At 28.8% G+C, this 24,005-nt stretch carries 24 protein-coding genes and 1 pseudogene; 18 read left to right on the top strand and 7 right to left on the bottom strand.

Going from position 1 to position 24,005, the window contains the following annotated elements; genetic code table 11:
- Window positions 1–225: pseudogene (locus tag E6248_RS02630) on the bottom strand (phosphatidylserine decarboxylase); the annotation flags it as partial.
- A gap of 344 nt (window positions 226–569) precedes the next feature.
- Between E6248_RS02630 and E6248_RS02625 the strand changes: the two are divergent.
- Together E6248_RS02625 and E6248_RS02620 are read left to right on the top strand one after the other, a co-directional pair.
- Complete coding sequence (locus tag E6248_RS02625; RefSeq protein WP_316339270.1) at window positions 570–896, top strand: DUF1622 domain-containing protein; 327 nt, start codon at window positions 570–572, stop codon at window positions 894–896.
- 151 nt (window positions 897–1,047) lie between these two features.
- A complete protein-coding gene (locus tag E6248_RS02620) occupies window positions 1,048–2,772 on the top strand; it encodes a ferredoxin hydrogenase (RefSeq protein WP_316339269.1) in 1,725 nt (574 codons plus the stop codon).
- Window positions 2,773–2,856: 84 nt separating this feature from the next.
- Here the strand turns inward: E6248_RS02620 and E6248_RS02615 are convergent, their stop codons facing one another.
- Both E6248_RS02615 and E6248_RS02610 read right to left on the bottom strand, forming a co-directional pair.
- Window positions 2,857–3,678: a pentapeptide repeat-containing protein gene (locus tag E6248_RS02615; RefSeq protein WP_316339268.1), complete on the bottom strand. Its 822-nt coding sequence runs from the start codon at window positions 3,676–3,678 to the stop codon at window positions 2,857–2,859.
- 6 nt (window positions 3,679–3,684) lie between these two features.
- Window positions 3,685–3,927: a hypothetical protein gene (locus E6248_RS02610; RefSeq protein WP_316339267.1), complete on the bottom strand. Its 243-nt coding sequence runs from the start codon at window positions 3,925–3,927 to the stop codon at window positions 3,685–3,687.
- 164 nt (window positions 3,928–4,091) lie between these two features.
- Here E6248_RS02610 and E6248_RS02605 point away from each other — a divergent pair, with 164 nt between their 5' ends.
- The 8 genes from E6248_RS02605 (at window position 4,092) to E6248_RS02570 (ending at window position 9,367) form a co-directional block, all read left to right on the top strand.
- Window positions 4,092–4,901 carry a Cof-type HAD-IIB family hydrolase gene (locus tag E6248_RS02605; protein WP_316339266.1) on the top strand — a complete coding sequence of 270 codons (810 nt, stop codon included), beginning with the start codon at window positions 4,092–4,094 and terminating at the stop codon, window positions 4,899–4,901.
- 199 nt (window positions 4,902–5,100) lie between these two features.
- Window positions 5,101–6,423 (top strand): MATE family efflux transporter, encoded by a 1,323-nt coding sequence (locus E6248_RS02600; protein WP_316339265.1) that lies wholly within the window; start codon window positions 5,101–5,103, stop codon window positions 6,421–6,423.
- A gap of 134 nt (window positions 6,424–6,557) precedes the next feature.
- Window positions 6,558–6,845, top strand: a complete 288-nt coding sequence (locus E6248_RS02595) for a TIGR04104 family putative zinc finger protein (RefSeq protein WP_156626036.1) — start codon at window positions 6,558–6,560, stop codon at window positions 6,843–6,845.
- A gap of 81 nt (window positions 6,846–6,926) precedes the next feature.
- Window positions 6,927–7,385, top strand: coding sequence for a GNAT family N-acetyltransferase (locus E6248_RS02590; protein ID WP_316339264.1), 459 nt, complete (start codon window positions 6,927–6,929; stop codon window positions 7,383–7,385).
- A 22-nt stretch (window positions 7,386–7,407) separates the two neighbouring features.
- Window positions 7,408–7,863 (top strand): 8-oxo-dGTP diphosphatase, encoded by a 456-nt coding sequence (locus E6248_RS02585; protein WP_316339263.1) that lies wholly within the window; start codon window positions 7,408–7,410, stop codon window positions 7,861–7,863.
- 50 nt (window positions 7,864–7,913) lie between these two features.
- The gene (locus E6248_RS02580; protein ID WP_316339262.1) at window positions 7,914–8,486 is read left to right on the top strand and encodes a class I SAM-dependent methyltransferase; all 573 of its coding nucleotides are present in this window, start codon (window positions 7,914–7,916) and stop codon (window positions 8,484–8,486) included.
- Window positions 8,487–8,547: 61 nt separating this feature from the next.
- Window positions 8,548–8,793 (top strand): hypothetical protein, encoded by a 246-nt coding sequence (locus tag E6248_RS02575; protein ID WP_316339261.1) that lies wholly within the window; start codon window positions 8,548–8,550, stop codon window positions 8,791–8,793.
- Between the two features lie 115 nt (window positions 8,794–8,908).
- Entirely contained in the window at window positions 8,909–9,367 is a 459-nt protein-coding gene (locus E6248_RS02570) for a GNAT family N-acetyltransferase (protein ID WP_316339260.1), read from the top strand.
- 67 nt (window positions 9,368–9,434) lie between these two features.
- Here E6248_RS02570 and E6248_RS02565 read toward each other — a convergent pair whose 3' ends face one another.
- Together E6248_RS02565 and E6248_RS02560 are read right to left on the bottom strand one after the other, a co-directional pair.
- On the bottom strand, window positions 9,435–10,487 hold the full coding sequence (locus E6248_RS02565; protein ID WP_316339259.1) for a HAMP domain-containing sensor histidine kinase: 1,053 nt from the start codon (window positions 10,485–10,487) through the stop codon (window positions 9,435–9,437).
- A gap of 79 nt (window positions 10,488–10,566) precedes the next feature.
- On the bottom strand, window positions 10,567–11,256 hold the full coding sequence (locus tag E6248_RS02560; RefSeq protein ID WP_316339258.1) for a response regulator transcription factor: 690 nt from the start codon (window positions 11,254–11,256) through the stop codon (window positions 10,567–10,569).
- A 145-nt stretch (window positions 11,257–11,401) separates the two neighbouring features.
- Here E6248_RS02560 and E6248_RS02555 point away from each other — a divergent pair, with 145 nt between their 5' ends.
- From E6248_RS02555 to E6248_RS02540, 4 genes are read left to right on the top strand one after another with little or no spacing between them, the layout of a single operon-like run.
- Complete coding sequence (locus E6248_RS02555; RefSeq protein WP_316339257.1) at window positions 11,402–12,754, top strand: ABC transporter permease; 1,353 nt, start codon at window positions 11,402–11,404, stop codon at window positions 12,752–12,754.
- A 4-nt stretch (window positions 12,755–12,758) separates the two neighbouring features.
- Window positions 12,759–13,436, top strand: coding sequence for an ABC transporter ATP-binding protein (locus E6248_RS02550; protein WP_316339256.1), 678 nt, complete (start codon window positions 12,759–12,761; stop codon window positions 13,434–13,436).
- A 1-nt stretch (window position 13,437) separates the two neighbouring features.
- On the top strand, window positions 13,438–15,381 hold the full coding sequence (locus E6248_RS02545; protein ID WP_316339255.1) for an ATP-binding cassette domain-containing protein: 1,944 nt from the start codon (window positions 13,438–13,440) through the stop codon (window positions 15,379–15,381).
- Window positions 15,381–17,159, top strand: a complete 1,779-nt coding sequence (locus E6248_RS02540) for an ATP-binding cassette domain-containing protein (protein ID WP_316339254.1) — start codon at window positions 15,381–15,383, stop codon at window positions 17,157–17,159. The genes E6248_RS02545 and E6248_RS02540 overlap by 1 nt, the downstream gene beginning before the upstream one ends.
- Before the next feature lie 91 nt (window positions 17,160–17,250).
- On the opposite strand, the gene E6248_RS02535 is transcribed toward E6248_RS02540, so the two are convergent.
- Entirely contained in the window at window positions 17,251–18,861 is a 1,611-nt protein-coding gene (locus E6248_RS02535) for an ATP-binding cassette domain-containing protein (RefSeq protein ID WP_316339253.1), read from the bottom strand.
- A 476-nt stretch (window positions 18,862–19,337) separates the two neighbouring features.
- Here E6248_RS02535 and E6248_RS02530 point away from each other — a divergent pair, with 476 nt between their 5' ends.
- The 4 genes from E6248_RS02530 (at window position 19,338) to E6248_RS02515 (ending at window position 22,936) form a co-directional block, all read left to right on the top strand.
- Window positions 19,338–20,648 (top strand): sodium-dependent transporter, encoded by a 1,311-nt coding sequence (locus E6248_RS02530; protein ID WP_316339252.1) that lies wholly within the window; start codon window positions 19,338–19,340, stop codon window positions 20,646–20,648.
- 291 nt (window positions 20,649–20,939) lie between these two features.
- On the top strand, window positions 20,940–21,302 hold the full coding sequence (locus E6248_RS02525) for a GntR family transcriptional regulator (RefSeq protein ID WP_316339251.1): 363 nt from the start codon (window positions 20,940–20,942) through the stop codon (window positions 21,300–21,302).
- 3 nt (window positions 21,303–21,305) lie between these two features.
- Window positions 21,306–22,181, top strand: a complete 876-nt coding sequence (locus E6248_RS02520) for an ABC transporter ATP-binding protein (protein WP_316339250.1) — start codon at window positions 21,306–21,308, stop codon at window positions 22,179–22,181.
- Window positions 22,181–22,936, top strand: coding sequence for a hypothetical protein (locus E6248_RS02515; protein WP_316339249.1), 756 nt, complete (start codon window positions 22,181–22,183; stop codon window positions 22,934–22,936). Before E6248_RS02520 ends, E6248_RS02515 begins: the two co-directional genes overlap by 1 nt.
- 218 nt (window positions 22,937–23,154) lie before the next feature.
- On the opposite strand, the gene E6248_RS02510 is transcribed toward E6248_RS02515, so the two are convergent.
- Window positions 23,155–23,802: a hemolysin III family protein gene (locus E6248_RS02510; protein ID WP_316339248.1), complete on the bottom strand. Its 648-nt coding sequence runs from the start codon at window positions 23,800–23,802 to the stop codon at window positions 23,155–23,157.
- Window positions 23,803–24,005 lie beyond the last annotated feature (203 nt).

Here is a 24,005-nt window from a genome sequence, read left to right as displayed (position 1 = left end):
TATATCCATATCTATATTAAAGGAATCAATAAACTTCTTAATCTTCTTTTTACTTAAAGGTGAATCACAGAAAGTACCATAAAGCTTTGAAAATACTTTTTTCTTTATAAAAAGTTCAGTAAAGCTCTTTCCAATAGGAGATTCATAAGACCATTTTATATAATTTTCTCCTGCAACTTTTTCTATTTCATAGTTTTTAGTTTTTCTATTATATATGCGTATCATTTGAAACCTCTTATTCTTATTTTTTTATAGTATATATGTGTAAATTAATAATCTATATAGTTATTATTTTATAAAATCATAACTTAATAGAATTAATTAAGCAAAATATCAAAATTGAAACTGTATATAAACTTTAACTTTTTATATAAGCTATACAAGAATTATCATTATTTAAACAGAAATATAATAAATATAAATCAATGTAAAATACTATTACAACTCTTATATTATATTATCATAAAATACAAATAAAAATCCTTTTATTTATTAATTTTGCTTTACTTATTATAAATTATACAAGATAATTAATATGTCTGATTAATACATTTATGGGGGGGATTATCATGGAAAGTTTTGTGGAATTAATAACGCCATTAGCAATACATAGTTTAGAAGCTATGGGGATAATAATTATTATAATTGGATCAATTAAAGGCTTTTATAAGTTTATTTTAAACATAATTACTAGAAATGATTATCCTATTAAAGTTGAATTTGCTCAATCTTTAACTTTAGCATTAGAGTTTAAATTAGGAGCAGAGATATTAAAGACAGTAATAGTAAGATCTTTAGATGAAATGTACATATTAGCAGCAATAATTGTATTAAGAGCTATTTTAGCTTTTGTAATACATTGGGAAATGAAAGCAGATCTACAAAATGGACATTAAAATACGAATTAAAAGTAGGCATTAGAAGATAATGTCTATTTTATTATAATTTTAACTGAAGGATAGTAATTATTGATAAATTATAGTACAATAATTTTGTTAATAATGTAACAATTATTATACTCTTTAAAAAGTAATATAGGAGGCAAAAATGATTAAAGTAACTATAAATGGAAAAGAAGTTTTAGTAAATAATGAGGATAACTTATTAAAAGCTGCAAAAAGTAATGGAATAGACATTCCAGCATTATGCTTTTTAGAGGACTGTGGAAATGTAGGCCAATGTGGAGTGTGCCTTGTTGAAATAGAAGGTCAAGATGATTTAGTTAAAGCTTGTTGTGTAACTCCTGAAGAAGGAATGGTTATTAATACAAATACTGAAAGAGTTCAAGAAGCTGTTAAAGCTACAGTTGCAAGTTTATTAGATAAGCATGAATTTAAGTGCGGGCCATGTAAAAGAAGAGAAAATTGTGAGTTTCTAAAACTAGTTATTAAAACTAGGGCTAAGGCTACTAAACCTTTTGTTGTTGCAGATAAATCAGAGTATGTTGATGATAGAAGTAAATCTATTGTAATAGATAGAACAAAATGTGTTACTTGTGGAAGATGTGTTGCAGCTTGTAAGACTAAGACTGGCACAGAATCTATTAAATTTATTGAAGTAGATGGAGAGAAAATAATTGGACCTGAAAACTTAAAATGTTTTGATGATACTAATTGCTTACTATGTGGGCAATGCGTAGCTGCATGTCCAGTTGATGCTTTATCTGAAAAATCTCATATGGATAGAGTTAAGGATGCATTAGAAGATGAAGAAAAGCATGTTATAGTTGCTATGGCACCTTCAGTAAGAACTGCTATGGGAGAACTATTTAAGATGGGTTACGGGGTAGACGTAACAGGAAAAACATATACTGCTTTAAGACAATTAGGATTTGATAAGATATTTGATATAAACTTTGGAGCAGATATGACAATAATGGAAGAAGCTACTGAGTTAATTGAAAGAATTAAGGCTGATGGACCATTCCCTATGTTTACATCTTGTTGTCCAGCATGGGTAAGACAAGTAGAAAATTACTATCCAAATCTTTTAGGAAACTTATCTACTGCTAAGTCTCCTCAACAGATATTTGGAGCAGCTAGTAAAACTTATTACCCAATAATATCAGACATAGATCCAAAGAATGTATTCACTGTAACTATAATGCCATGTACTGCTAAAAAATATGAAGCAGATAGAGCTGAAATGGAGAACAATGGATTAAGAAACATAGATGCTGTAATAACTACTAGAGAATTAGCTAAGATGATTAAGGATGCAAAGATTGATTTTGCAAAGCTTGAAGATAGTGAAGCTGATCCAGCTATGGGAGAATATACTGGAGCAGGTGCTATATTCGGAGCTACTGGTGGAGTTATGGAAGCTGCACTAAGAACAGCTAAGGATTTCGTAGAAGGAAAAGACTTAGAAAATATAGAATATGAGCAAGTAAGAGGATTAGCTGGAATTAAAGAAGCTACAGTAGAAATAGGTGGAGAAAACTATAATGTAGCTGTAATTAACGGTTCATCAAGTTTATTTGATTTTATAAATAGTGGAAAAATAGAAGAGAAGAAGTATCACTTTATTGAAGTAATGGCTTGCCCTGGTGGATGTGTAAATGGTGGAGGACAACCTCATGTAAATCCATCAGATAGATTAACTATGGATATTAGAAGCGTTAGAGCATCAGTATTATATAATCAAGATAAGAATTTAAAAAAGAGAAAATCTCACGAAAATGGTGCTTTAAATAAGATGTATGATACTTACATGGGTGAACCAGGTCATGGTAAGGCTCATGAATTACTTCATATGAGTTATAAAAAATAATAAATTTAAAGCTAAAATTTAATATATTTATAGTGAAAAATAAAGTGTGAAGTATAATGTTATATTTCACACTTTTTATTTTAGCTATTTAAGCCAATGGCTTGGTTTAGTTATGTTAAGTGGTAGTTTAGTGTTCTTATCACCCTTAGCTGAATTAATTTGTGATTGAGTAAGAAATATACTTCTGCTAAGATCAGCACCACTGAAATCAGAATCACGTAAATCAGCACCAATAAAGTCAGCTCCAGTTAGATTCATACCTTTAAGGTTTGCTGCTATAAGAAATGCTCCTCTAAGGTCAGCTCCTCTTAGATCAAGTTTTCTAAGATCTTTACCCAAATAAGATTTTGATTTAGGTATATTATCTGATTTTGATGAATTTCTACGAATCATATCACTAGTTTTTCTAAGAAAAACATTAACCTTATCTCTATGGTTATCAATATTAATTTGTAAGAGTGAGTCTGCATCTAATAATGTTAAGTTATTAGTGGAATCTATTAATTCTTTAATTTCCTTTTTCGAAGTTAAATCCTTTTGTAAATTAAAAGCTTCATTAAGATACCATAGCATTTCATGAAGTTGTCTCATTACATAAAATGATTCAAACATTTTTTTGCTATGCTCAGAATTACCCTTCCAGTCATCACCATTAAATGTGATTTGTGAAATTTTTTGACCAGCACCAAAACAATCATAACTAATACATCCCTTTAAGCCATTGGTATAAAGGTTATTATGAACAGAGCATTTAAAATCACTTTTTAAGTTTATGCAAGGCTTACCAGCATCTTTATTATGGGGAAACCCATCTGACTTTGAGAAGTAAAGTGATACACAGCATAGTCCAAAGCACTTTTCACAATCTATTTTTAAACTTTCAATATAATCATTTCTGTTGTTCATATTTATTTACTCCATAGTTTTATTTTTAGTCTTTTTATATACAATATAAGTTAGAATTAAGGATATAGGTAGAGATAAAGATATATTAGAGCTAAAGGTCCTTATATAGTATTCTCTTAATTTATCAACTATTGTTACTCCCTCAATCCAGTCAATGATAACAAATAAGTTAGAATTTAAGTAACCTATAATTAGGTATGAGATAATAAGAGAAAAGATAAATGTAAAAATCACCTTTTTACTAACCATAAAAATCTCCTTCTTAAATTTACTAGTATAGTTTAATTATATATTAGTATGGATAAAAATTACATATTTGCTTGCTTGAATGAGTTAATTTTATATATTAAAAATATTATCCTAATTATTATGTTATAATCTTTTAGGAATAATTATTGGGAGAGTGGAATTTAATGAAGTATTTAGCTTGCGATCTAGACGGAACATTATTAAATGAAAACCATGGTATTAATGATGGAAATATAAAGGGTATTATTGAATTTAAGGAAGCAGGAAATAAATTTATTATTTCAACAGGAAGAAGTTTATCTTCAATATATGATTTATTTAGTAAATATCCAGAAATAGAATATGATTATATAGTAGCTTGTAATGGAGCTATAGTTTTAGATAAGGATAGAAATATAATACATAGTAAGTTCATAGGAAGTGAAGTAGCAGAAGACATATTTAAGGAATTTTTAGATAATGAAGATGTATGTGTGCATTTTGAATCTGAAGGGGAGCACTACCTAGTAGATTCTAATATACCTAACTTAGAAGATGTACCTGAAGACATGAGGGGACTATATAGTCATTTTAAAGATAGAGTTTCTATAGAAGATTTATTTAAGGATATCAATGAAAGAAGTTACTCAATAATAAGTTTATTTTCTAAAAGTGGAGATAGAAATGTTGCAGAAGAGGCAAAAAATAAACTGTTGAAAAGTTTAGGAGAGGATCTAGAGGCCTTTAGAAATCAATTTTTTGTTGATATAGCTCCAAAGGATTGTACTAAGGGGAATGGATTAAAAAAGATACTTGAATTAAATAATGTAAATGAGGACAAGCTATATGCAATTGGAGACTCATTTAATGATATATCTATGTTTAATTTAACAGAAAATAGTTTTACTTTCCATTATGCAGAAGATGGTGTAAAAGAAATAGCAAATAATCACGTTTCTAGTGTTGAGGAATGCATTAAAAAGATTATGAATTAATAATAAAAAATATTGACAGTATCAATATATTATTATAAGATTTTATAAAATGAAGAGTTTTGAATAATTATATCGCCGGATATATTATTTGTATAACAAGCATTAGAAATTTATACCGTTAGGCCTTGGGTATAAGTTATCTAGTGCTTTTTTATTCTTTATTTAGTGAATTTTTTAGATATTATAGGAGGATATTTCATTGAGAGTAGAAGCTAAGAATAATATTTTAAATGATTTTATAAAATATGTATCTTTAAATGTTTTTAGTATGATAGGACTTTCTTTTTACATACTTGCAGATACATTTTTTATAGCTAATGGGGTAGGAAGTATAGGACTTACAGCTCTTAATATAGTTTTACCATTATGGAGTTTAATAAGTGGTATTGGATTGATGATTGGAGCCGGAGGCGGAATAAAGTACTCTATCCAAAGAGGTAGGAATAATGAAAGTGGAGCTAATAAGGTCTTTACCCACTCTATAGTAATAGGAACAGTAGTAGGCGCAATAATAACTATAGTGGGAGTGTTTTTTTCTTATGATATTGTAAGGTTATTAGGTGCTGATAATGAGGTAATACCATTAGCAGGGAAGTATTTAAAAACATTATTATCTTTTTCTTGTGTTTTTATATTAAACAATATATTAACAGCATTTGTTAGAAATGATGATGAACCTAATCTAGCTATGATTGCAATGATTGTAGGGAGTTTAAGTAATGTAGTATTAGACTATATTTTTGTTTATCCTCTTGGAATGGGCATGTTTGGAGCAGCACTTGCAACAGGAGCAACGCCTATATTAAGCATATGCATTCTATCACTTCACTTTATAAGAAAGAAGAATAAATTTAAGCTTATAAAGTGTAAAATTAAATTGGGATATATTAGAAATATTATATCATTAGGATTACCATCCTTTGTTACTGAGTTTTCATCAGGAATAATTATATTATTATTTAATTTCACTATATTAAATATATCTAACAATACAGGGGTAGCAGCATATGGGATTATAACTAATATAGCATTAATAGTAGTTGCAATATTTACAGGAGTAGCACAAGGAATTCAGCCAATTATAAGTAAGAGTTTTGGAGAAGGCAATACTCATGATATAAAAGTTATATATAGGTATGGATTAATAACAGCTGTAGCACTTGGATTAAGCTGTTATGCAATATCTTTTACATTTTCCCAGGAAATAGTAAGCTTATTCAACAATGAAGGAGATGTTTTACTTTCATCAATGGCAGTTGAAGGAATGAAAATTTATTTTATAGGATTTATTATAATGGGAATTAATATAGTTACAACATCATTACTAGCATCTATAAGCAAAGCTAAAGAATCCTTTACTATTTCAATATTAAGAGGATTTTTAGCAATAGTACCTTTAATATTAATTTTACCTAGATTTATAGGAATGACAGGTGTTTGGCTTACTATTCCTTTGGCTGAAGCTATTACTATTTTAATTATTATATTTGTTTTTAGAAAAACTATTTTATTGAAGAATTAAAATAGTAAATAGTAGGTGTTAAAATTTACAATACAAGATAAAATAAAGATAATAGGAATTTGACAAATATATAAATGAAATTCATAGTTAAGGATTTTACATAATTAAAAAAGAATATATAAGGAGGGGTATATATGGCGATTAAAAGCTGTGAAGATTGCTCAAATAAGTTTACTTATGCTGATTCTTTTAAAGCTACATGGGGATTAGGGATAGTTCAGTGTGATAATTGCAACACCAAATATATTATGGGAAATGGGTGGAGACTATTAACATATGTACTGCTTATATTACCATTGATATTACAAGGCTTTTTAAGGACTTATTTAAAATCAGCTACGCTAGTAGTTATTATGGTTTATTTAGTAACAGTCTTAATAGTAGTTCCACTTTTAACGAGTTTTAATAGAAAATTAAATTAATAATAATTATAGATAATATTAGTATAAGAAAATTACCTGTAGATTTATAACAATCTACAGGTAATTGATTATGGAGGTAATATGGATAATCTTGAATTTGTAACTGGAGCTAAGGAGTTAATTGATTTAGTACAGCCGTTATGGGAAAAATTAAATAAGCATCATGAGATTAACTCAAATTATTTCTCAGATAAATATAAGAATAATACTTTTGAAAGAAGAAAAGGTAAATTTTTAAGTGATAAAACTTCAAAAGTTAAAGTTGATTTAATAAAAGATATAGATAAAAACTTATATGTAGGATATTGTATTAGTACTGTAGATGTAGACTTAGTTGGAGAAATTGATTCTTTATTTATTGAAGAAGAGTATCGTAAGTATGGATTAGGAGATAAGTTAATGCAGAGAGCTATAGAGTGGCTTGATACTAATAAAGTAAATACGAAGATTTTAGGTGTAGTAGAGGGAAATGAAGATGTATTAGAATTTTATAAAAGACATGGATTTTATAAAAGAACAATAATTTTAGAGAAAATTTAATGTATGGAAAGTGATGAGGTTAATGGCTAAAGTAGAATTAACAAATATGTGTATGGTATATGATAAAAAGAATAATAAGGTCTTGGTTCAAGATAGAATAAAATCTTGGAAGGGAATCACATTTCCAGGAGGACATATTGAAGATGGAGAAAGTATAGTAGAATCAACAATTAGAGAGATAAAAGAAGAAACAGGATTAACTATATCTAATTTAGAATATTGTGGAGTAGTATATTGGTATAATAATGAGACCGGAGATAAATATTTCATATTTAATTTCAAAACTGAAGCCTTTGAAGGAGAATTATTAGAAAAAACTAATGAAGGAGAAGTCTATTGGGTAGATAAGAGTTCTTTATTAGATCTAAATCTTGCAGATGGATTTAAAGAAAGACTGCCAATATTTTTAGAAGGTAAATATTCAGAAGGTTTTGGAATTTGGAATAGTAAAGATAATGGAATACTTAAGTATCTATAGTCAATATAGGAAATATAATAAATTTTAAAAAGGGAGATAATAGATAAAGAGTGAAGTATAGAGAATCAGGAATGCCAGAAGAGGAAATGTGGGAATCTTTTTTTAATCCCAGAGAAGTATTAATAAACATGAAGGTTAATAAGAATATAAGAAGTTTAATTGATATAGGATGTGGTTATGGAACATTCCTATTTCCAGCTAGTGACCTTGTAAGTGATAAAGTAATAGGAATTGATATTGATGAAAAAATGATAGGAATATGCAATGAAAAGGTATTAGAAAGTAGAGTATCTAATATACATTTAATAAATGGAGATATATCAAAAGAGGATACAATTAATAGAATACAGCAATACAAATCAAGTATCGATTATATAACATTATTTAATATTCTTCATTGTGAAAATCCAATAGATTTACTTAAAGATGCTTATAATATATTATCAGAAGGTGGAATGATAGGTGTTATTCATTGGAAGTATGATGATACACCAAGGGGGCCATCTATGGAGATAAGGCCTAAGCCTTCTGATATTATTGGATGGGCTAAAGAAGTAGGTTTTTCTTTAATTGATGAAATAGAAATTCTACCATATCACTTTGGACTAGTATTTAATAAATAGATAATATAGTGTAATAAATAATATGTAATTTTCATATAATTCATAAAGGTTGGTGGATTTAATGAAATCAAATAAAATTAAATATCTTATTGTTGTAGGCACTATATTTTGTACTTTAATATCAATAAATATTTTATTAAAGTCAAATGATAAGGATAATAAGAGCAATTTTATTATTAATTATGATAGAAGTAGCATTACTAATGAAGAAAATGAAGTTAGAATAACTCCTGAGAGCAAAAATATAGGAGTAGAATTTATACCTATTCCAGATATAAGTGAACCTATAACTTTAGATGCTTTATAGGAATATATAATAGTAAGAGAGGCTCCATTTTGTTTAGAGTACCTCTCTTTTATATAATAAAATTTATAGTTAAAACTATAATTAAGTTAATACATAATATTTAGGGGGATTAGGGATGAATATAGAATTTAGAGAGATTGATAGAAGTAATTATAATGAATGTATAGAATTAAAAATAAGTGAGGATCAAAAAAGATTTGTTGCTTCAAATATTTATTCTTTAGTACAAGCAGCCTATGAGCCTAATTTATATCCACTTGGTATCTATAAGGATGATATCATGGTGGGATTTATTTTATATGATTTCGATGATGATATTAATGGATGGTCAATGAGCAGATTTATGATAGATAAAAAGTATCAGAATCAAGGAATTGGAAAGCTAGCAGTACAGAAATTTTTAGATTTTTTCGTAGATAAATATGGACATAAGAAACTTTATACAAGTGCTGAAGTTGATAATATAATTGCAATTAATTTGTATGAAAAAAGTGGTTTTGAAAAAAGAGAAGTATTTGAATATGAAGCCTCAGGAGTAAAATATAGAGAAATTAGAATGGTTGCTAAGCTATAAATAAAAATTAACAATAAATAAAAAATTCAGCGAAAGCTGAATTTTTTAGATGGAGTCTGCTTATAATTTATAAAAGGATTTTAAAACAAGTACCTTCATTTTCATTATCTGAAACAGTAATTGTACCTTTGTGTTTTTTTATAATATTGTCCACAATGGAAAGTCCTAAACCTGCGCCTCCCATTTCACGAGAACGAGATTTGTCAACTCGATAAAAGGGCTGAAAAATATGTTTCTTCATTTCATCAGGAATGCCAATACCACCATCCTTTATAAGAATTTCAGCATGATTTTCTGATATCTTACTTACTTGAATATCAACATAACCACCATCAATATTATACTTTATGCCATTTTCGATTATATTATAGAATGCACGATAAAGTAATTCAATATTACCAAATATAAGGCTTTCATCACAATTTAATGATATGGAAATACTCTTATTCTTTGCAATAGTTGAAAGCTCTAAAATAATATCTTCAAATAAATCTTTAAGTAGAATAGAGCTTTGTTCCCTTTCGTCATCTATAGTAGTCATATCTAAAAGATTACTAACAACACCACGGAGCCTTGCAATTTGTTTTTCAAAAACAGATATAAGTAATTCATATTCATAATTTGAATGTGAAGTCCTTTTTCTAAAAACATCAATTTTTGTTTGAAGTACTGCAAGGGGGGTACGAAGCTCATGTGCAGCACTTGAAGAAAAAACTTTTTGAGTCAAAAATGCTTTATCTAACTTGGCTGTCATTTCATTGAAAGACTGTGTAAGTTCTGCTATTTCATCTTTAGTAGGTGGAATATCTAATGATTCAGATAAATTATGAACATTTATATTTTTGACCTTTGTGTTTAATAACTCAAGTGGTTTTAGAGCTCTTCCTGAAATATAATAAGTTAATGCGCTTCCTCCAAGAATAATAACTAACATATAAATAGTACTTTCTAAACTAAATCCTCGTTTTGCTTCTTGCAAATTTTTAGCAGGATATGAGTATGAAAACTCCGTATTTGGTTGATCATATGAATTAGTTTCAGGTAAAGTACTATCAACTATAGGTGCTGCTATAATAGAAGCATCTATTTTATTTGCTAATCGATATGCTGAAAAATTCAAAATAATTGTTAGTCCTATACAGCAAACAGTTAGTAGTAATGTAGATAGCAATGTTAGGCGAATACGTATTGATAAATTTTTAAGCATGATAATCACCATTAGTATCTGTCAGGGAGTATCCTTCACCAATTTTTGTTTCAATTGGATCATATCCTAAACTTGCTTTTAGTTTCTTTCTTAGTGATGAAATATGAACACGAATTGCTCCGCTAAAACTATCAACGCTTGAATCCCATACATGATCAATTAATTCTTCTGAACTTATTACTTTGTTTTTGTTTAATAGAAAATATTCAAGAAGTGAAAATTCTTTTCGTGTAAGTGTTATTTCAGTATTGTGTACATAGGCAATTCTTTTTGCTAAATTAGCGCTGATTTCGCGACAAGATATAATGTTATTTTCTTGCACAAATTTTCTTCTTAGCAAATTTCGTATCCGTGCTTCAAGTTCTGCAAAATCAAAGGGTTTTGTCAAATAGTCATTAGCACCAATATCTAACCCTTTTACTTTATCATTAACACTGCTTCTTGCACTGAGTATAAGCACTTTTAATTCAGGTTTTTCATTTCGTATTTTTTCTAATACTTCTAGACCATCCATCTTAGGTAGATTTAAATCAAGAATCACTAAGTCATAATTTTCAGCATATAAAATCTCGTAAGCATCTTCGCCATTATTGCAGGTATCAACTGCATAGCCATCTATTCTAAGCCCTTCTGAAATTGCATCCATTAAATCAAGTTCATCTTCTACTACAAGAATTCTCATTAAAAAATCACCTCTAATGAAATTATAGCATAGTCATGTGTTAAATCTATGTTAAGCTATTAAGTTTAAAGCAATCTCCTTATCTTAACAAGGATTTAACATGACTTCTTATAGAATTATTTTATAAGAGTTAGGAGGAACATAAATGTATATTTTAAAAAATTCTATTAAAAACCTATTCCGAAATAAAGGACGAAATATTATTATTGCTATTATTATTTTAAGTATGCTTACATTTACAGCTATTTCAATGATTATCAGTGCCACGACAGATAATGTTATTAAAGATTATAAGGAGCAATTTGGGTCAGAAATTTATCTGCAATATGATGAAACTAAAATTAGAGAAGAGCAGCAAAATGGTGGTTGGGCAGATATTCCTGAAATTTCTGATGATTTGAAAATTGCGCTATCAGATTCTGAATATCTAAAAGAAACAATGATTCATATTTTATATCAATCCTATGCTAAGGATTTAAAAGGTCTTGATCAGGAGAAGAGTGTTGGCGATAGTAATATTTACGATGGACCTGTTTCAAGTGGAGCTTATTACGAAGCGAATGTTTCTGTACACGGATATAACACCCCTGAGCTTATGAAAGATTTTAAAGAAGGAAAAAGAAAAATTACTAGTGGTAGAATGTTTAGTGAAAATAACGAATGTATTATCAGCGAAGACTTTGCAAAATTGAACGACTTAAAAGTCGGGGATAAAATTTCAATAAGTGACTGTGAAAAAGATGCTAAGTTTGTACCACTCGAATTAACTATTACAGGAATTTATTTTGATAGTACAGAAAACAAATTTGGATATGTTTCTGCTATGACCAATCCCAAGAATGATATTTTAACAACCTACGAAACAATGAAAAATTATCAAAATAATGTGGCTAAGAGAAAACTTTATACCGTTGATGCAACCTATTACTTAAAAAATCCAGATATGCTTGAAGCATTCAACAAAGAAGCTCATGATAAAGGACTTCACAAAAATTATATGATGTCAACAGACGTACTAAGCTACAATAGAATTGTAAAACCTGCTGAAAGTCTTGCAAATGTTTCAAATATTTTTCTTATTTTCGTTTTGATTATTGGTTCTGCTATTTTAATTTTATTGTCAATACTTTCAATCAGAGAACGTAAATATGAAATTGGTGTTCTTCGTGCAATGGGGATGAACAAATGGAAGGTTTTAAGAGGAGTACTTTATGAATCTTTAATAACAACAGCCATTTGTCTTATAATTGGGCTTTCTATTGGTGCAGCTACTGCTCAACCTGTATCAGATATGATAACAAAAGACACACAGCATAAGGAGCAAAATTATTTTGGTGAAGCACAAGTAGAGCAAGAAGAAATAGAGGTTTCTTTGACTCCAAAAGCTATTATTAATGTGTCTGCAATTGCTTTGATATTAGCTGTTATTTCAAGTAGTATAGGTGCTTTATATATTTTAAGGTATGAGCCTATGAAGATATTATCAGAAAGGAACTAGGAATATGAGTATATTAAAGCTAAATAATGTTTCCTATAAATATGAAGGAGGAAACAAAAGGATATTAAAAGATATAAGTTTTGAGTTTGAACAAGGTAAACTTTATACGATTATGGGTAAATCAGGATCAGGAAAAACTACTTTATTATCCGTAATTTCAGGCTTGGATTTAGCTACAAGTGGTGATGTTTTTTGGAATAACCAAAATCTTAAAAATATTAGTCGAGATGAGTATCGTGCAAAGGGGATAGGTGTAATTTTTCAAGGATATAATCTTTTGACAAATGCAACTGCTATTGAAAATATTGTGCTGTCTATGAATATTAGTGAAAATAAGCAAAAGAATAAAAAACAATTTGCGCTTGAACTTCTTGAAAAGATTGGTATTGATAGTGAAAAAGCAAACAGAAAAATACTAAAGCTTAGTGGTGGAGAGCAACAACGCATCGGAATTGCAAGAGCTTTGTCAAATAACCCAGATATAATTATTGCTGATGAGCCAACAGGAAATCTTGATCATGATACAGAAGAAAGTATTATGAAGATTTTAAAAGATCTTGCCCATAAGCAAAATAAATGCGTAATAGTAGTAACACATTCAAAGAATGTTGCCCTGTATGCAGATGAGATTTTGAGTATTACAGCAGGTAGCATAACAAAAGTAAAGAAGGGAATAGATTAAAATGTTTGAAATAAGAAATGTATCTAAAGAATATAATGGTCAATTTGCTTTAAATAGTATTTCTATGAATATTGATAAAGGTCTTAATTTTATTGTAGGATCATCAGGAAGTGGAAAAACTACTTTACTTAAAATTATAAGTGGAATTGAACAAAAATTTGAGGGGGAAGTTCTTTATTGTGGTAGAAAAATTAAAGAGCTCACTCAAAAAGAAAAAGGCTATCTTTATAACAATGAGTTCGGTTTTATATGGCAGGATTTTAATCTACTTGAGGATAGTACAGTATTAGAAAATGTGTTGCTGCCTGAATATTTAAAAGCAAATCAAAATAAAAAAAATGCGGTAAAGATTTTGAAGGAATTAAAGATATTTAATATTGCAATGAAAAAGGTGAAATATCTTTCAGGTGGGCAAAAGCAACGTGTGGCTATTGCAAGAGAACTTATGAAAAATCCAAAGGTAATTATAGCTGATGAACCTACTAGCGCATTAGATGAAAAAATATCGAAAATAACGATGGATATTTTACGAATACTTTCAAAAAGCAGGACAGTTATTGTAGTAACTCATGATACCTCTTTAATAGCAGAAAAAGACAATGTGTTTGAACTTGATAAAGGTGAACTAATTTCAAAGCCTACATCGAGTGCTACAAGAACTAAGGAGATAAAAATTCAAAATTCTCAAATGCTTTCTTTTAAAAATGCCTTTAGTATTGCAAAATCAAATATAAGAAATAAATTCGGTCGTTATTTGACTGCTACAGCATCACTTTTAATTGCAGGTGTACTTCTACTTACAACGGTTAGTGGAGCAATCACTTCAAGTGGAAGTGAAGAGCTTGATAAGTTATTTGATATTTATGGTGAAAATCTTTTAGATTTAAGTATAGCTAGTAGTTTTATTGGTGCAGGTGGAACAGATGGCTCAGAAAATAATAAGCCAAATGTTGATGTTACACAAGATATAAGTAGACTATATGATAAATACGTAAAGGATGAGCGTGTTGAATTTACAGTTTTCACTCAGGCATTTGATAATATTAAAATAACTTTAAATGGAAAAGAATATAAAGTTGAGCAATCAGGCAGTGTACCAGTTATAAGAAAAATGTTATCAGGTAAAACTCCTATGGGTAATGAAAATGAAGTTGTTGTACCAGAAAGCTTTGTAAAAAAAATAGGTGAAAATAATGATGATATTATAGGAACCGAAATTGAATTTTTTTGTGAAGTAATAAATTGGGACAGCGGTGAGCCTATTTCAAAAAAAGCAAAAACAAAGGCAACAGTTGTTGGAGTTGCTGATACTACAGTTTCCTATGAATACGAAGGAAGGAAAATGGAATATACCGTTGATGACTCCTTTTTATTTAGCAAAAGTGCATTGGATGACCTTAGAAAACAGGCAGATATAAAGGAAGATAAAATCAACTTTTTAATCAGAGCAAAAACTCCAGAAGATTTAATTTCTCTTAAAAATGAATTGAATAAACAAGGAATTGTACCAATAGGAATGTTTGAACTTGTTGAAGATTTTGTGAATTTGGATGCACAGGTAACTGAGCAATCAGGAGTTACAAGCATAATTATTGCTATGTTATCACTTATTATGGTAATCTTTATTTTCCTTATAACAGGAATTATGAGAAGACGTGAATATGCAATTTATAAGATTAGTGGATATACTAATTCACATATGTGTGTGTTGAATGCGACTGAAATTATGCTTAATATTGCTTCTTCTATTGGGATTTTATTAGTTACTTCGCCATTGATAAATATAGTAACCAATAGTATGTTTAATGTTAATATTTTAAACATGAAAACACTTTTCATAGGAATATTTTTAATACTTATAGTAGGTATTTTAGCTTATATAACTACAGTTATTGTAAGTATAAAGACTAATGCTGAAGTTGCCTTGAAGGTTGGTGATAGATAATGATTCAAATAACAAATCTATCGAAAAAATATGATGAGCAAATTATACTGGATAATGTAAATTTCAAATTGCCTGATAGTGGATTGATTTGTCTTGTAGGTGCATCTGGGTGTGGGAAAAGTACATTTTTAAATATGCTTGCAGGTTTTGATAGTGATTATATTGGCGAAATTTCCGTCTGTGGCACTTCTATCAGCGGTATGAGTGCTGATGAGTTATGTGATTACCGTAGGAATAATATAGGATTCGTTTTTCAAAATTACAATTTACTTCCGGGTTATACGGCACTTGAAAATATACTACTTTCTCATGAACTTAGTGGCATTAAAGAAGATATAGATTTGCTTCTTTATAGGCTGAATATACATGAGAAAAAGAACGAAAAGATTGAAAATCTTTCTGGGGGTGAAAAGCAAAGAGTAGCAATAGCAAGAGCATTAATGGGAAATCCTCAAATTATTTTAGCTGATGAGCCGACGGGTGCATTAGATAGAAAAAACTCTACGGAAATTATGGAACTTTTAAAAGAAATATCAAAGGAGCGCTTAGTTTTAGTTATTACCCATGATGAAAAAATCTGCGAATTTGCTGACAAAATTATTTCTATTAATAATAAGAAAATTATAGGTGAAGATATTCAATCTACATTTAACTCGCAGCAGAAATTAAATGAAAGCGATATATTTAATCTATCTACATTTAAGTTGGCGTTTAAAAATTTTAAGGTACATTTAAAACGCTATGTGGCAGTTTCACTTGCAATTTCAATTGGGGTAATCGCCTTTATGCTATCCCTTTCTTCAGGAAATCTAATGAAACAATCAATAGTTGATTTTCAGAGTAAGAATACAGCTTTTAACAATGGCTATATAAAAATAGAGGATAGTAACAACAGAGCCTTTGAAATACTAACAGCTGATGAAGGTATAGAAAATGTTTATTATCAATATCGCATCACAGATGTTACTTTAACAGTTAGCGATAAAGTTGAAGAAATGTCTGAAAAATATCCAATGCCAAAAGCAACAGAAAGTATGTCTTATGGTGTAATGCCTAAAAAAGATAAGAATCAAATTGCTTTAAGTCCAAGCCTTGCTAAAAAGTTTGATAATAATATAAAGAATCTCATTGGGAAGGAATTAAATCTAAAATATGGAGGGGTAGAATACAAGCTGACCATAAGTGGTATCTTTAATGCAGGATATGATGATTTTTTTGTAAGCTCTGACATTGAGAAGGAGTTCTTCAAGGGGATGGATGAAGAGGAGGCTTATTCTATAAGCTATGATGTGAAAAACTTTGAAGAAATTCCTTTAGTAAGTAATAGGTTAAAAGATAAAGGAATTGAGGCTAAAACTGTAGCTAATGAAGTGGAAGTATTACAAAACACATTTGAAAATCTGAGTAGATTATTTTTAATTGTTTCTATCTTAATTTTGGTTATTGGATTATTTATAAGTGTTGTATTACTTGTAAAGCTTCAAAATTCAAGATATAAGGAAATGGGACTGTTATCTGCATTAGGATCTAATAAAAGTACAATTAGAAAAGTAATTATAAATGAGAACCTTCTTTTATCGGCAATGGCGGAAGTTTTTAATATTATATTTATTGGAGCAATCTACTTATTCAGTTTTATTTTTAAATTAGACTTAATAATTACAGGTCCAGAAATTTTACTATCAATAATAGGTACAGGAGTTATTGTTATTTTCATTAGTACTTTTGCAAGTAATAAGTTAATAAGTACAGAACCAGCTGTTGCTTTAAGAAAATAATAGTCATGATTTAAGAGACTTAGGAAATAAAAAAATAAATAACATAGTTCAGCCATTGAGCAAGGAACTATGTTATTTGTTATTTACTTATTTATTTAGTTTTACCTGAAAACTCTAGGTATTCATCGTAGCTCATAGTTCTATCTACAATTGATCCATCTGCTTTTATATCAATTATTCTATTAGCTATAGTTTGAATAAATTGATGGTCATGAGAAGCAAATAAAACAACACTCTTATAGTCTCTTAATCCATTATTTACAGCAGTGATTGACTCAAGGTCTAAGTGGTTAGTAGGTTGATCTAAAACTAATACATTAGCATTTATAAGCATCATTCTAGATAACATACATCTAACCTTTTCTCCTCCTGATAATACGCTAGCTTTCTTTAAAGCTTCTTCTCCTGAGAATAGCATTCTTCCAAGGAAACCTCTTAAGTAAGATTCAGATTGTTCTTCTACAGTAGTACCTGAATATTGTCTAAGCCAGTCTACTAAACTTAAATCACTGCCATCAAAGAATTCATTATTATCTTTAGGGAAGTATGCCTTAGTTATAGTAATTCCCCATTTGAATTCTCCTGAATCTGCTTCCATTTCTCCATTTATTATTTTAAATAGAGTTGTTATAGCAATTTCATTATCTCCAACGAAAGCAATCTTATCATCTTTGTTAACTCTAAAGCTAACGTTGTCTAAAACTTTAACTCCATCAATAGTCTTAGTTAATCCTTCAACAGTTAGTATTTCGTTACCAACTTCTCTGTCAGGTTTAAATCCAACGAAAGGATACTTTCTGCTTGATGGTTGAATATCATCTAAAGTAATTTTATCTAATAACTTCTTACGAGAAGTTGCTTGCTTAGATTTAGAAGCATTAGCACTAAATCTTGCAATAAATTCTTGTAATTCCTTGATTTTTTCTTCTTTCTTCTTGTTTTGATCTTTAGCCATTTGTGATGCTAATTGGCTTGATTCATACCAGAAATCATAGTTACCAACGTATAATTTGATTTTTCCAAAGTCAACGTCAGCCATTACAGTACATACTGTATTTAAGAAGTGTCTATCATGGGATACAACTATTACAGTTCCTTCAAATCTTAAAAGGAAATCTTCTAACCAGTTAATTGATTGTAAATCTAAGTGGTTAGTAGGCTCATCTAGGATTAGTATTCCAGGGTTTCCGAATAAAGCTTGAGCTAAAAGAACTTTAACTTTTTCTCCCCCAACTAATTCTGACATTTTCTTATAATGCATGTCAGTTCCTATACCTAAACCTTGAAGTAATGAAGAAGCATCTGATTCAGCTTCCCAACCATTCATATCAGCAAATTCGCCTTCTAATTCAGAAGCTCTTATACCATCTTCATCAGAAAAGTCTGCCTTTGCATATAAAGCATCCTTTTCTTCCATTATTTCATATAATCTTTTATTACCCATTATTACTGTTTGTAAAACTTCATATTCATCATAAGCAAAATGATCTTGCTTTAAAACAGACATTCTTGTATTTGGAGCAATACTAACATCACCTGTATTTGGCTCTATTTCACCAGATAATATTTTTAAGAAGGTACTTTTTCCAGCTCCATTAGCACCTATAACTCCATAACAATTACCAGGGGTGAATTTTATATTTACGTCTTCAAATAACTTACGTCCACCAAATCTTAAACTTACGTTTGATACAGTTATCACTAAAAACCTACCTCATTTCTAAAATTATTCATTTCGTTATTATATCACAAACTAAGTATAATTTCATTTAAAGGTATAATAATATTTAGAAAATTTAATGGAAACTAAGTAAATTATTAAAATTTAGGCTTTTTTGGTATTTGACACTTAAGTAATATGGTGGTAATATTTATAAAAATGTAGTATTAGGAGAACAGAAATGACAAGAGCAGTTAACTTTAAAAGCAAAAAAGTTAATAAAAATTATTATTATGGCTATTATAGGTAGGTCTTGTATTTATAATTAATTTATAGATGCAGGCCGGTAGTGAAATTAAGGTTTGTATCTATGATGGTTGTAATTATTAGTTATGCTCGCAGTAATTTAGTTAATTGACCACATAGATAAGTCTATGTGGTGTTTTTATTTAGATAATTAACCACATAGTAAGAACTATGTGGTTTTTATTATATTTACACAAGAAGGAGAGTAGGTTATGAAGAAGAGAGAACACTTCACAAGTAGGGCAGGATTTATAATATCCTGTATAGGAGCAGCAGTAGGACTAGGGAATATATGGATGTTTCCATATAGACTAGGGCAGAATGGAGGAGCAGTATTTTTAATTCCATACTTCATATTTGTTTTAGTTTTAGGTTCTGTAGGACTTATCACAGAATTTACTTTTGGGAGGTCAGCCGAGGCAGGCTCATTAACAGGAATAAAAAATGCCTTTGCAAGAAAGAAGTTTAAAGGTGGATTATTAGTAGGAGCTATACCAGCAATAGGATTAGCTGGAGTATTTATGTTTTATAACGTAGTTGTAGGATGGATCATTAAGTATTTTACATTAAGTGCAACTGGAGAATTAAGTAGTATAGATATAAATTCATATTTTGATAACTTTGCTGGAAGTAAGGAAACTATAATATGGAATGTTATTGCTATATTTATCGCACTTATTATTGTTATTGTAGGAATAAATAAAGGAATAGAAAAAGCTAATAAGATAATAATGCCTATGCTTTTTGTAATTTTTATATTATTAGCTATTAGATCATTAAGTTTACCAGGATCCATGGAAGGTGTTAAATACCTTTTAACACCTAAATGGGAATACTTATTTAAGGTAAATACCTGGGTAATGGCACTTGGACAAGCGTTCTTTACTGTTTCCTTAAATGGATGTGGAATGGTTGTTTACGGAAGTTACCTTAAGAGGGATATGGATATTCCGAGGTCGGCATTAACTACAGCAATTTTAGATACTATGTCAGCATTACTAGCGTCATTTGTAATAATGCCAGCAGTATTTGCTTTTGGACTAGATCCAATGTCAGGGCCACCACTATTATTTATAACATTGCCAACTATATTTAAATCAATGCCAGCAGGTGGATTAATATCAACATTATTTTTCTTGAGCGTAATTTTTGCAGCTGTAAGCTCATCAATTAATATGTTAGAGGGGCCTGTGGAAGCATTAATGTCTCAAAGTAAATTAAGTAGAAGGAAGGCAACTATTTTAATATCGATAATATTATTTGTTTTATCTATACCATTAAACTTAAATATGGATTTATTTAATAAATTCTCTGATGTTATTACAATAGTAGTTTCTCCACTAGCAGCTTTAATAGTACTTATTGTATTTTACTTTATGAGAGATAAAGAAGAAGTTCTAAATGAAATAAATATGGGTGCTAAAAGAAAAGTAAATAATAAATTTATTATATTTGCTAAATATGGATTTACATCAATAACTATTTTAGTAATAATTTTAGGAATTATTTATGGTGGAATATAAATAAAAAGATATAGTAGATGGAAATTATAATTTAGTAAAGAATATAGTTTTAAATAAAAGATTCTGATAAAACTCTCTTAGGTTTTTATCAGAATCTTTTTTAGTGCTAAGGAGTTTACATAATTAAAATATCATTGCAATTTATTAGAACTAAGATTTTAGGAATAATTTTGGAATTTATTTGAAATATATTGACAATTATATTTAGAAGATATATAGTTAATTACATAAGTAATGAACCAAATAACGAGGGAGACATATAATATAGTATAAATTTAAAAGGAGGTAGCTATGAATTTAGATTTTTCTAGTGAAATACCTATATATATACAAATAGCTCAATCAATAGAAGATGGGATTTTAAATGGGATATTTAAAGAGGATGAAGCTATTCCATCCACTACTGAAATATCAGTAAAGTTTAAAATTAATCCTGCAACTGTTGCCAAAGGATTTAATTTATTAGTAGATGAAGGAATTATTTATAAAAGAAGAGGTGTTGGAATGTTCGTTTCAAGTGGAAGTAAGGGTAAATTAGTACAGAAGAGAAGAGATAACTTTTATTCAAGTTATATTATTTCACTAATAGAAGAAGCAAGGAAGCTGAATATTTCAACTGAAGATATTATAGAAATGATTAAAAAGGGGGAGTAACTAATGGCATGTATTAAGATATCTAATCTAACAAAGGAATACGGGAAGCATAGGGTTTTAGATAATGTTTCATTAACTATAGAAGAAAATAAGATATATGGTCTTTTAGGGAGAAATGGTGCTGGGAAAACAACTCTACTTAATTTAATTACTAATAGAATTTTTCAGACAGAAGGTACGATTACTATAGATGATGAGAATGTAGTTGAAAATGGAGCAGCTCTTGAAAAAATATATTTTATGACTGAATTAGATTTATATCCAGAAGGTATGAAGGTTAAGGATTTATTTAAATGGACAAAAGAATTTTATAGAAATTTTGATATGGATTATGCTATGAAATTAAGCAATAAATTTGGAGTTAATATAAATAAAAAATATAAAGAGCTATCAACAGGATATTCATCAATATGTAAAATAATAATTACTTTAGCATCAGGAGCTGAAATATTAATCTTCGATGAGCCTGTTTTAGGTTTAGATGCTAATCATAGAGATATGTTCTATAAGGAGTTAGTGGCTAATTATATTGATGAACCTAAAACAATAATACTTTCAACACATATTATTGAAGAAGTTTCAGAGATATTAGAGAAAGTAATAATAATAAAAGATGGAAAGCTTTTAGGGGATAAGGAAGTAGAGAGTCTATTAGGGGAAGCTTATTTAGTTTCAGGATCATCAGAGAATGTAGGAAAATATATAGAAAATAAGAAGTGTATTAATATAGAAACTATAGCTGGATTTAAGGAAGCTACAATTATAGGAGAATTAAGTGAAGAGGATAATAATCAAAGAAAAGAACTAGGATTAGAAATATCTAAAGTTGAGCTTCAAAAATTATTTATCCACTTAACTGGAGAGGAGGGAGTTAAATAATGAAAATCAAATCAGTTTTTAAATATAGCGTTGCAAATATGGTTAAATCAATAGGCGCTTTCTATGGAATATTTATAAGTGTATGTATATTATTAATTTTCCTTGCAAACTCTAGTGGGGGAACTGTTAGCTCATCAGGAGTAGAGTTATCTTCAGCGATATTTATTTTTATAGCAGGATTAAACAGTTTTAAAGAAAATTTTTATTTTATGAAGAGTAATAATGTATCAAGAAGGGATTTTCTATATGGAACTATACTATCAATGATTCCAATAGCATTTGGTATGTCTTTTATAGATGTAATAATTAATAGAGTACAAAATATTTTTATATCTAGTCCAACTAATTACGATATGATATATGGGAACATGAGAACATTAGGGATAATGACAGAAGTAAATAAAGGAATATGGGTACAAAATAATAGCGTTGAAACCTTATTAAACACCTTCTTATTTCAAGGCGTAGTTTATGCCTTTGCATTTGCACTTGGTTTTGTAATTACAATTTTATATTATAAATCTAATAAATTAACAAAGGTAATAATATCTGTAGCACCTGTAGCTTTAATAGTTCTTTTAAATCTAATTATTGATATATATCCAGGCATATTAAGTGGAGGAATTAAATTTATTCAATTCATATTTGGATGGAATACATTAAATCCTTATGCAGCTATTTTAACCTTTATAATTTCATTTATTAGCTTATCTTTAATTGCAAGACTATTAACTAAAAAGGTTGTTTTAAAGTAATATAGAGTTCAACTTAATATTTTTAATTTAGTATTGGAATTAAAAAATAAACAATTAATTTCTTTCAAAACTCCTTCGGGAGTTTTTTTGTTGATTTTTAACTATTCATTATTAACTTTTCGTTATACTACATAACTGATTAGCCCCAATAGTATTAGAGTAATTAACTCAATAATATTGGGGCTAATGTATTTTAATAATAAATTGAAAGCTTTATTTTATAATAAATATATGAATACACAAATAAAGTGACATAGGCTTCCTAGTATAATAAATATATGGAATATTTCATGGAAACCAAACTTGCCAAGTTGAAGTTTCTTAGGTTTAAGACCATAAATAACTCCACCAGCAGTATAAAGGACTCCACCTAATACTAGTAAAAATAAGCTGATTGGGCTTAAAACTGCTGATAAAGGTTTAATCATAAATATAGCAGCCCAACCTAGGCCTATATAAAGAGCTGTTTGTAACCATCTTGGACAGTCGAACCAAAGCATTCTAAATAGTATACCAGCTATTGCAATTGATGCTATAGTTGCAAAGAATATAGTCCCTTTAGAGCCTCCAAGTGCAATTAAGCAAAATGGTGCATAAGATCCAGCTATTAATATAAAAATCATTGAATGATCTAATTTTCTAAGCCTACTAATTATCTTATCACTAGTAATAACTCCATGATATGTTGCAGATACGCTATATAGTAAAATTAAGCTAATACCAAATATCACTACGGATATAATTGTTATAGAAGATGCATTATTAACCACACCTTTAACCAGCATTGCAATTAACGCAAAAAGTGAAAGAATGGCACCAGCTAAATGAGTTAAGCTATTTACAGGTTCTCTAAAATACTTTTCCAAAATTAACACCTCTTTACATATAGTTTTGAAAACTATGTCTTATTACTAATATAGTAATAAACCATATTTTAAAAGTCAAAGTTTAAAAATCCCTAAAATTTCAGAAAAATATATATAATTTATTAATTTTCTTGAATTATCTAATGATTACTAGTAATATTTAAATATAGATATATTAATAAGTAGTTTGTAAAACTATATGG

The organism is Clostridium sp. (assembly GCF_032552055.1).
Taxonomy (GTDB): Bacteria; Bacillota; Clostridia; order Clostridiales; family Clostridiaceae; genus Clostridium.
Note: the sequence above shows the minus strand (reverse complement) of the source record. Positions and strands in the feature narration are given on the sequence as shown.

Excerpts from the sequence above, each read along its gene's own strand:
- E6248_RS02625 (WP_316339270.1), top strand. The coding sequence starts at position 570 with ATGGAAAGTTTTGTGGAATTAATAACGCCATTAGCAATACATAGTTTA.
- E6248_RS02620 (WP_316339269.1), top strand. The coding sequence starts at position 1,048 with ATGATTAAAGTAACTATAAATGGAAAAGAAGTTTTAGTAAATAATGAG.
- E6248_RS02615 (WP_316339268.1), bottom strand. The coding sequence starts at position 3,678 with ATGAACAACAGAAATGATTATATTGAAAGTTTAAAAATAGATTGTGAA.
- E6248_RS02610 (WP_316339267.1), bottom strand. The coding sequence starts at position 3,927 with ATGGTTAGTAAAAAGGTGATTTTTACATTTATCTTTTCTCTTATTATC.
- E6248_RS02605 (WP_316339266.1), top strand. The coding sequence starts at position 4,092 with ATGAAGTATTTAGCTTGCGATCTAGACGGAACATTATTAAATGAAAAC.
- E6248_RS02595 (WP_156626036.1), top strand. The coding sequence starts at position 6,558 with ATGGCGATTAAAAGCTGTGAAGATTGCTCAAATAAGTTTACTTATGCT.
- E6248_RS02590 (WP_316339264.1), top strand. The coding sequence starts at position 6,927 with ATGGATAATCTTGAATTTGTAACTGGAGCTAAGGAGTTAATTGATTTA.
- E6248_RS02585 (WP_316339263.1), top strand. The coding sequence starts at position 7,408 with ATGGCTAAAGTAGAATTAACAAATATGTGTATGGTATATGATAAAAAG.
- E6248_RS02575 (WP_316339261.1), top strand. The coding sequence starts at position 8,548 with ATGAAATCAAATAAAATTAAATATCTTATTGTTGTAGGCACTATATTT.
- E6248_RS02570 (WP_316339260.1), top strand. The coding sequence starts at position 8,909 with ATGAATATAGAATTTAGAGAGATTGATAGAAGTAATTATAATGAATGT.
- E6248_RS02560 (WP_316339258.1), bottom strand. The coding sequence starts at position 11,256 with ATGAGAATTCTTGTAGTAGAAGATGAACTTGATTTAATGGATGCAATT.
- E6248_RS02555 (WP_316339257.1), top strand. The coding sequence starts at position 11,402 with ATGTATATTTTAAAAAATTCTATTAAAAACCTATTCCGAAATAAAGGA.
- E6248_RS02550 (WP_316339256.1), top strand. The coding sequence starts at position 12,759 with ATGAGTATATTAAAGCTAAATAATGTTTCCTATAAATATGAAGGAGGA.
- E6248_RS02545 (WP_316339255.1), top strand. The coding sequence starts at position 13,438 with ATGTTTGAAATAAGAAATGTATCTAAAGAATATAATGGTCAATTTGCT.
- E6248_RS02540 (WP_316339254.1), top strand. The coding sequence starts at position 15,381 with ATGATTCAAATAACAAATCTATCGAAAAAATATGATGAGCAAATTATA.
- E6248_RS02530 (WP_316339252.1), top strand. The coding sequence starts at position 19,338 with ATGAAGAAGAGAGAACACTTCACAAGTAGGGCAGGATTTATAATATCC.
- E6248_RS02525 (WP_316339251.1), top strand. The coding sequence starts at position 20,940 with ATGAATTTAGATTTTTCTAGTGAAATACCTATATATATACAAATAGCT.
- E6248_RS02520 (WP_316339250.1), top strand. The coding sequence starts at position 21,306 with ATGGCATGTATTAAGATATCTAATCTAACAAAGGAATACGGGAAGCAT.
- E6248_RS02515 (WP_316339249.1), top strand. The coding sequence starts at position 22,181 with ATGAAAATCAAATCAGTTTTTAAATATAGCGTTGCAAATATGGTTAAA.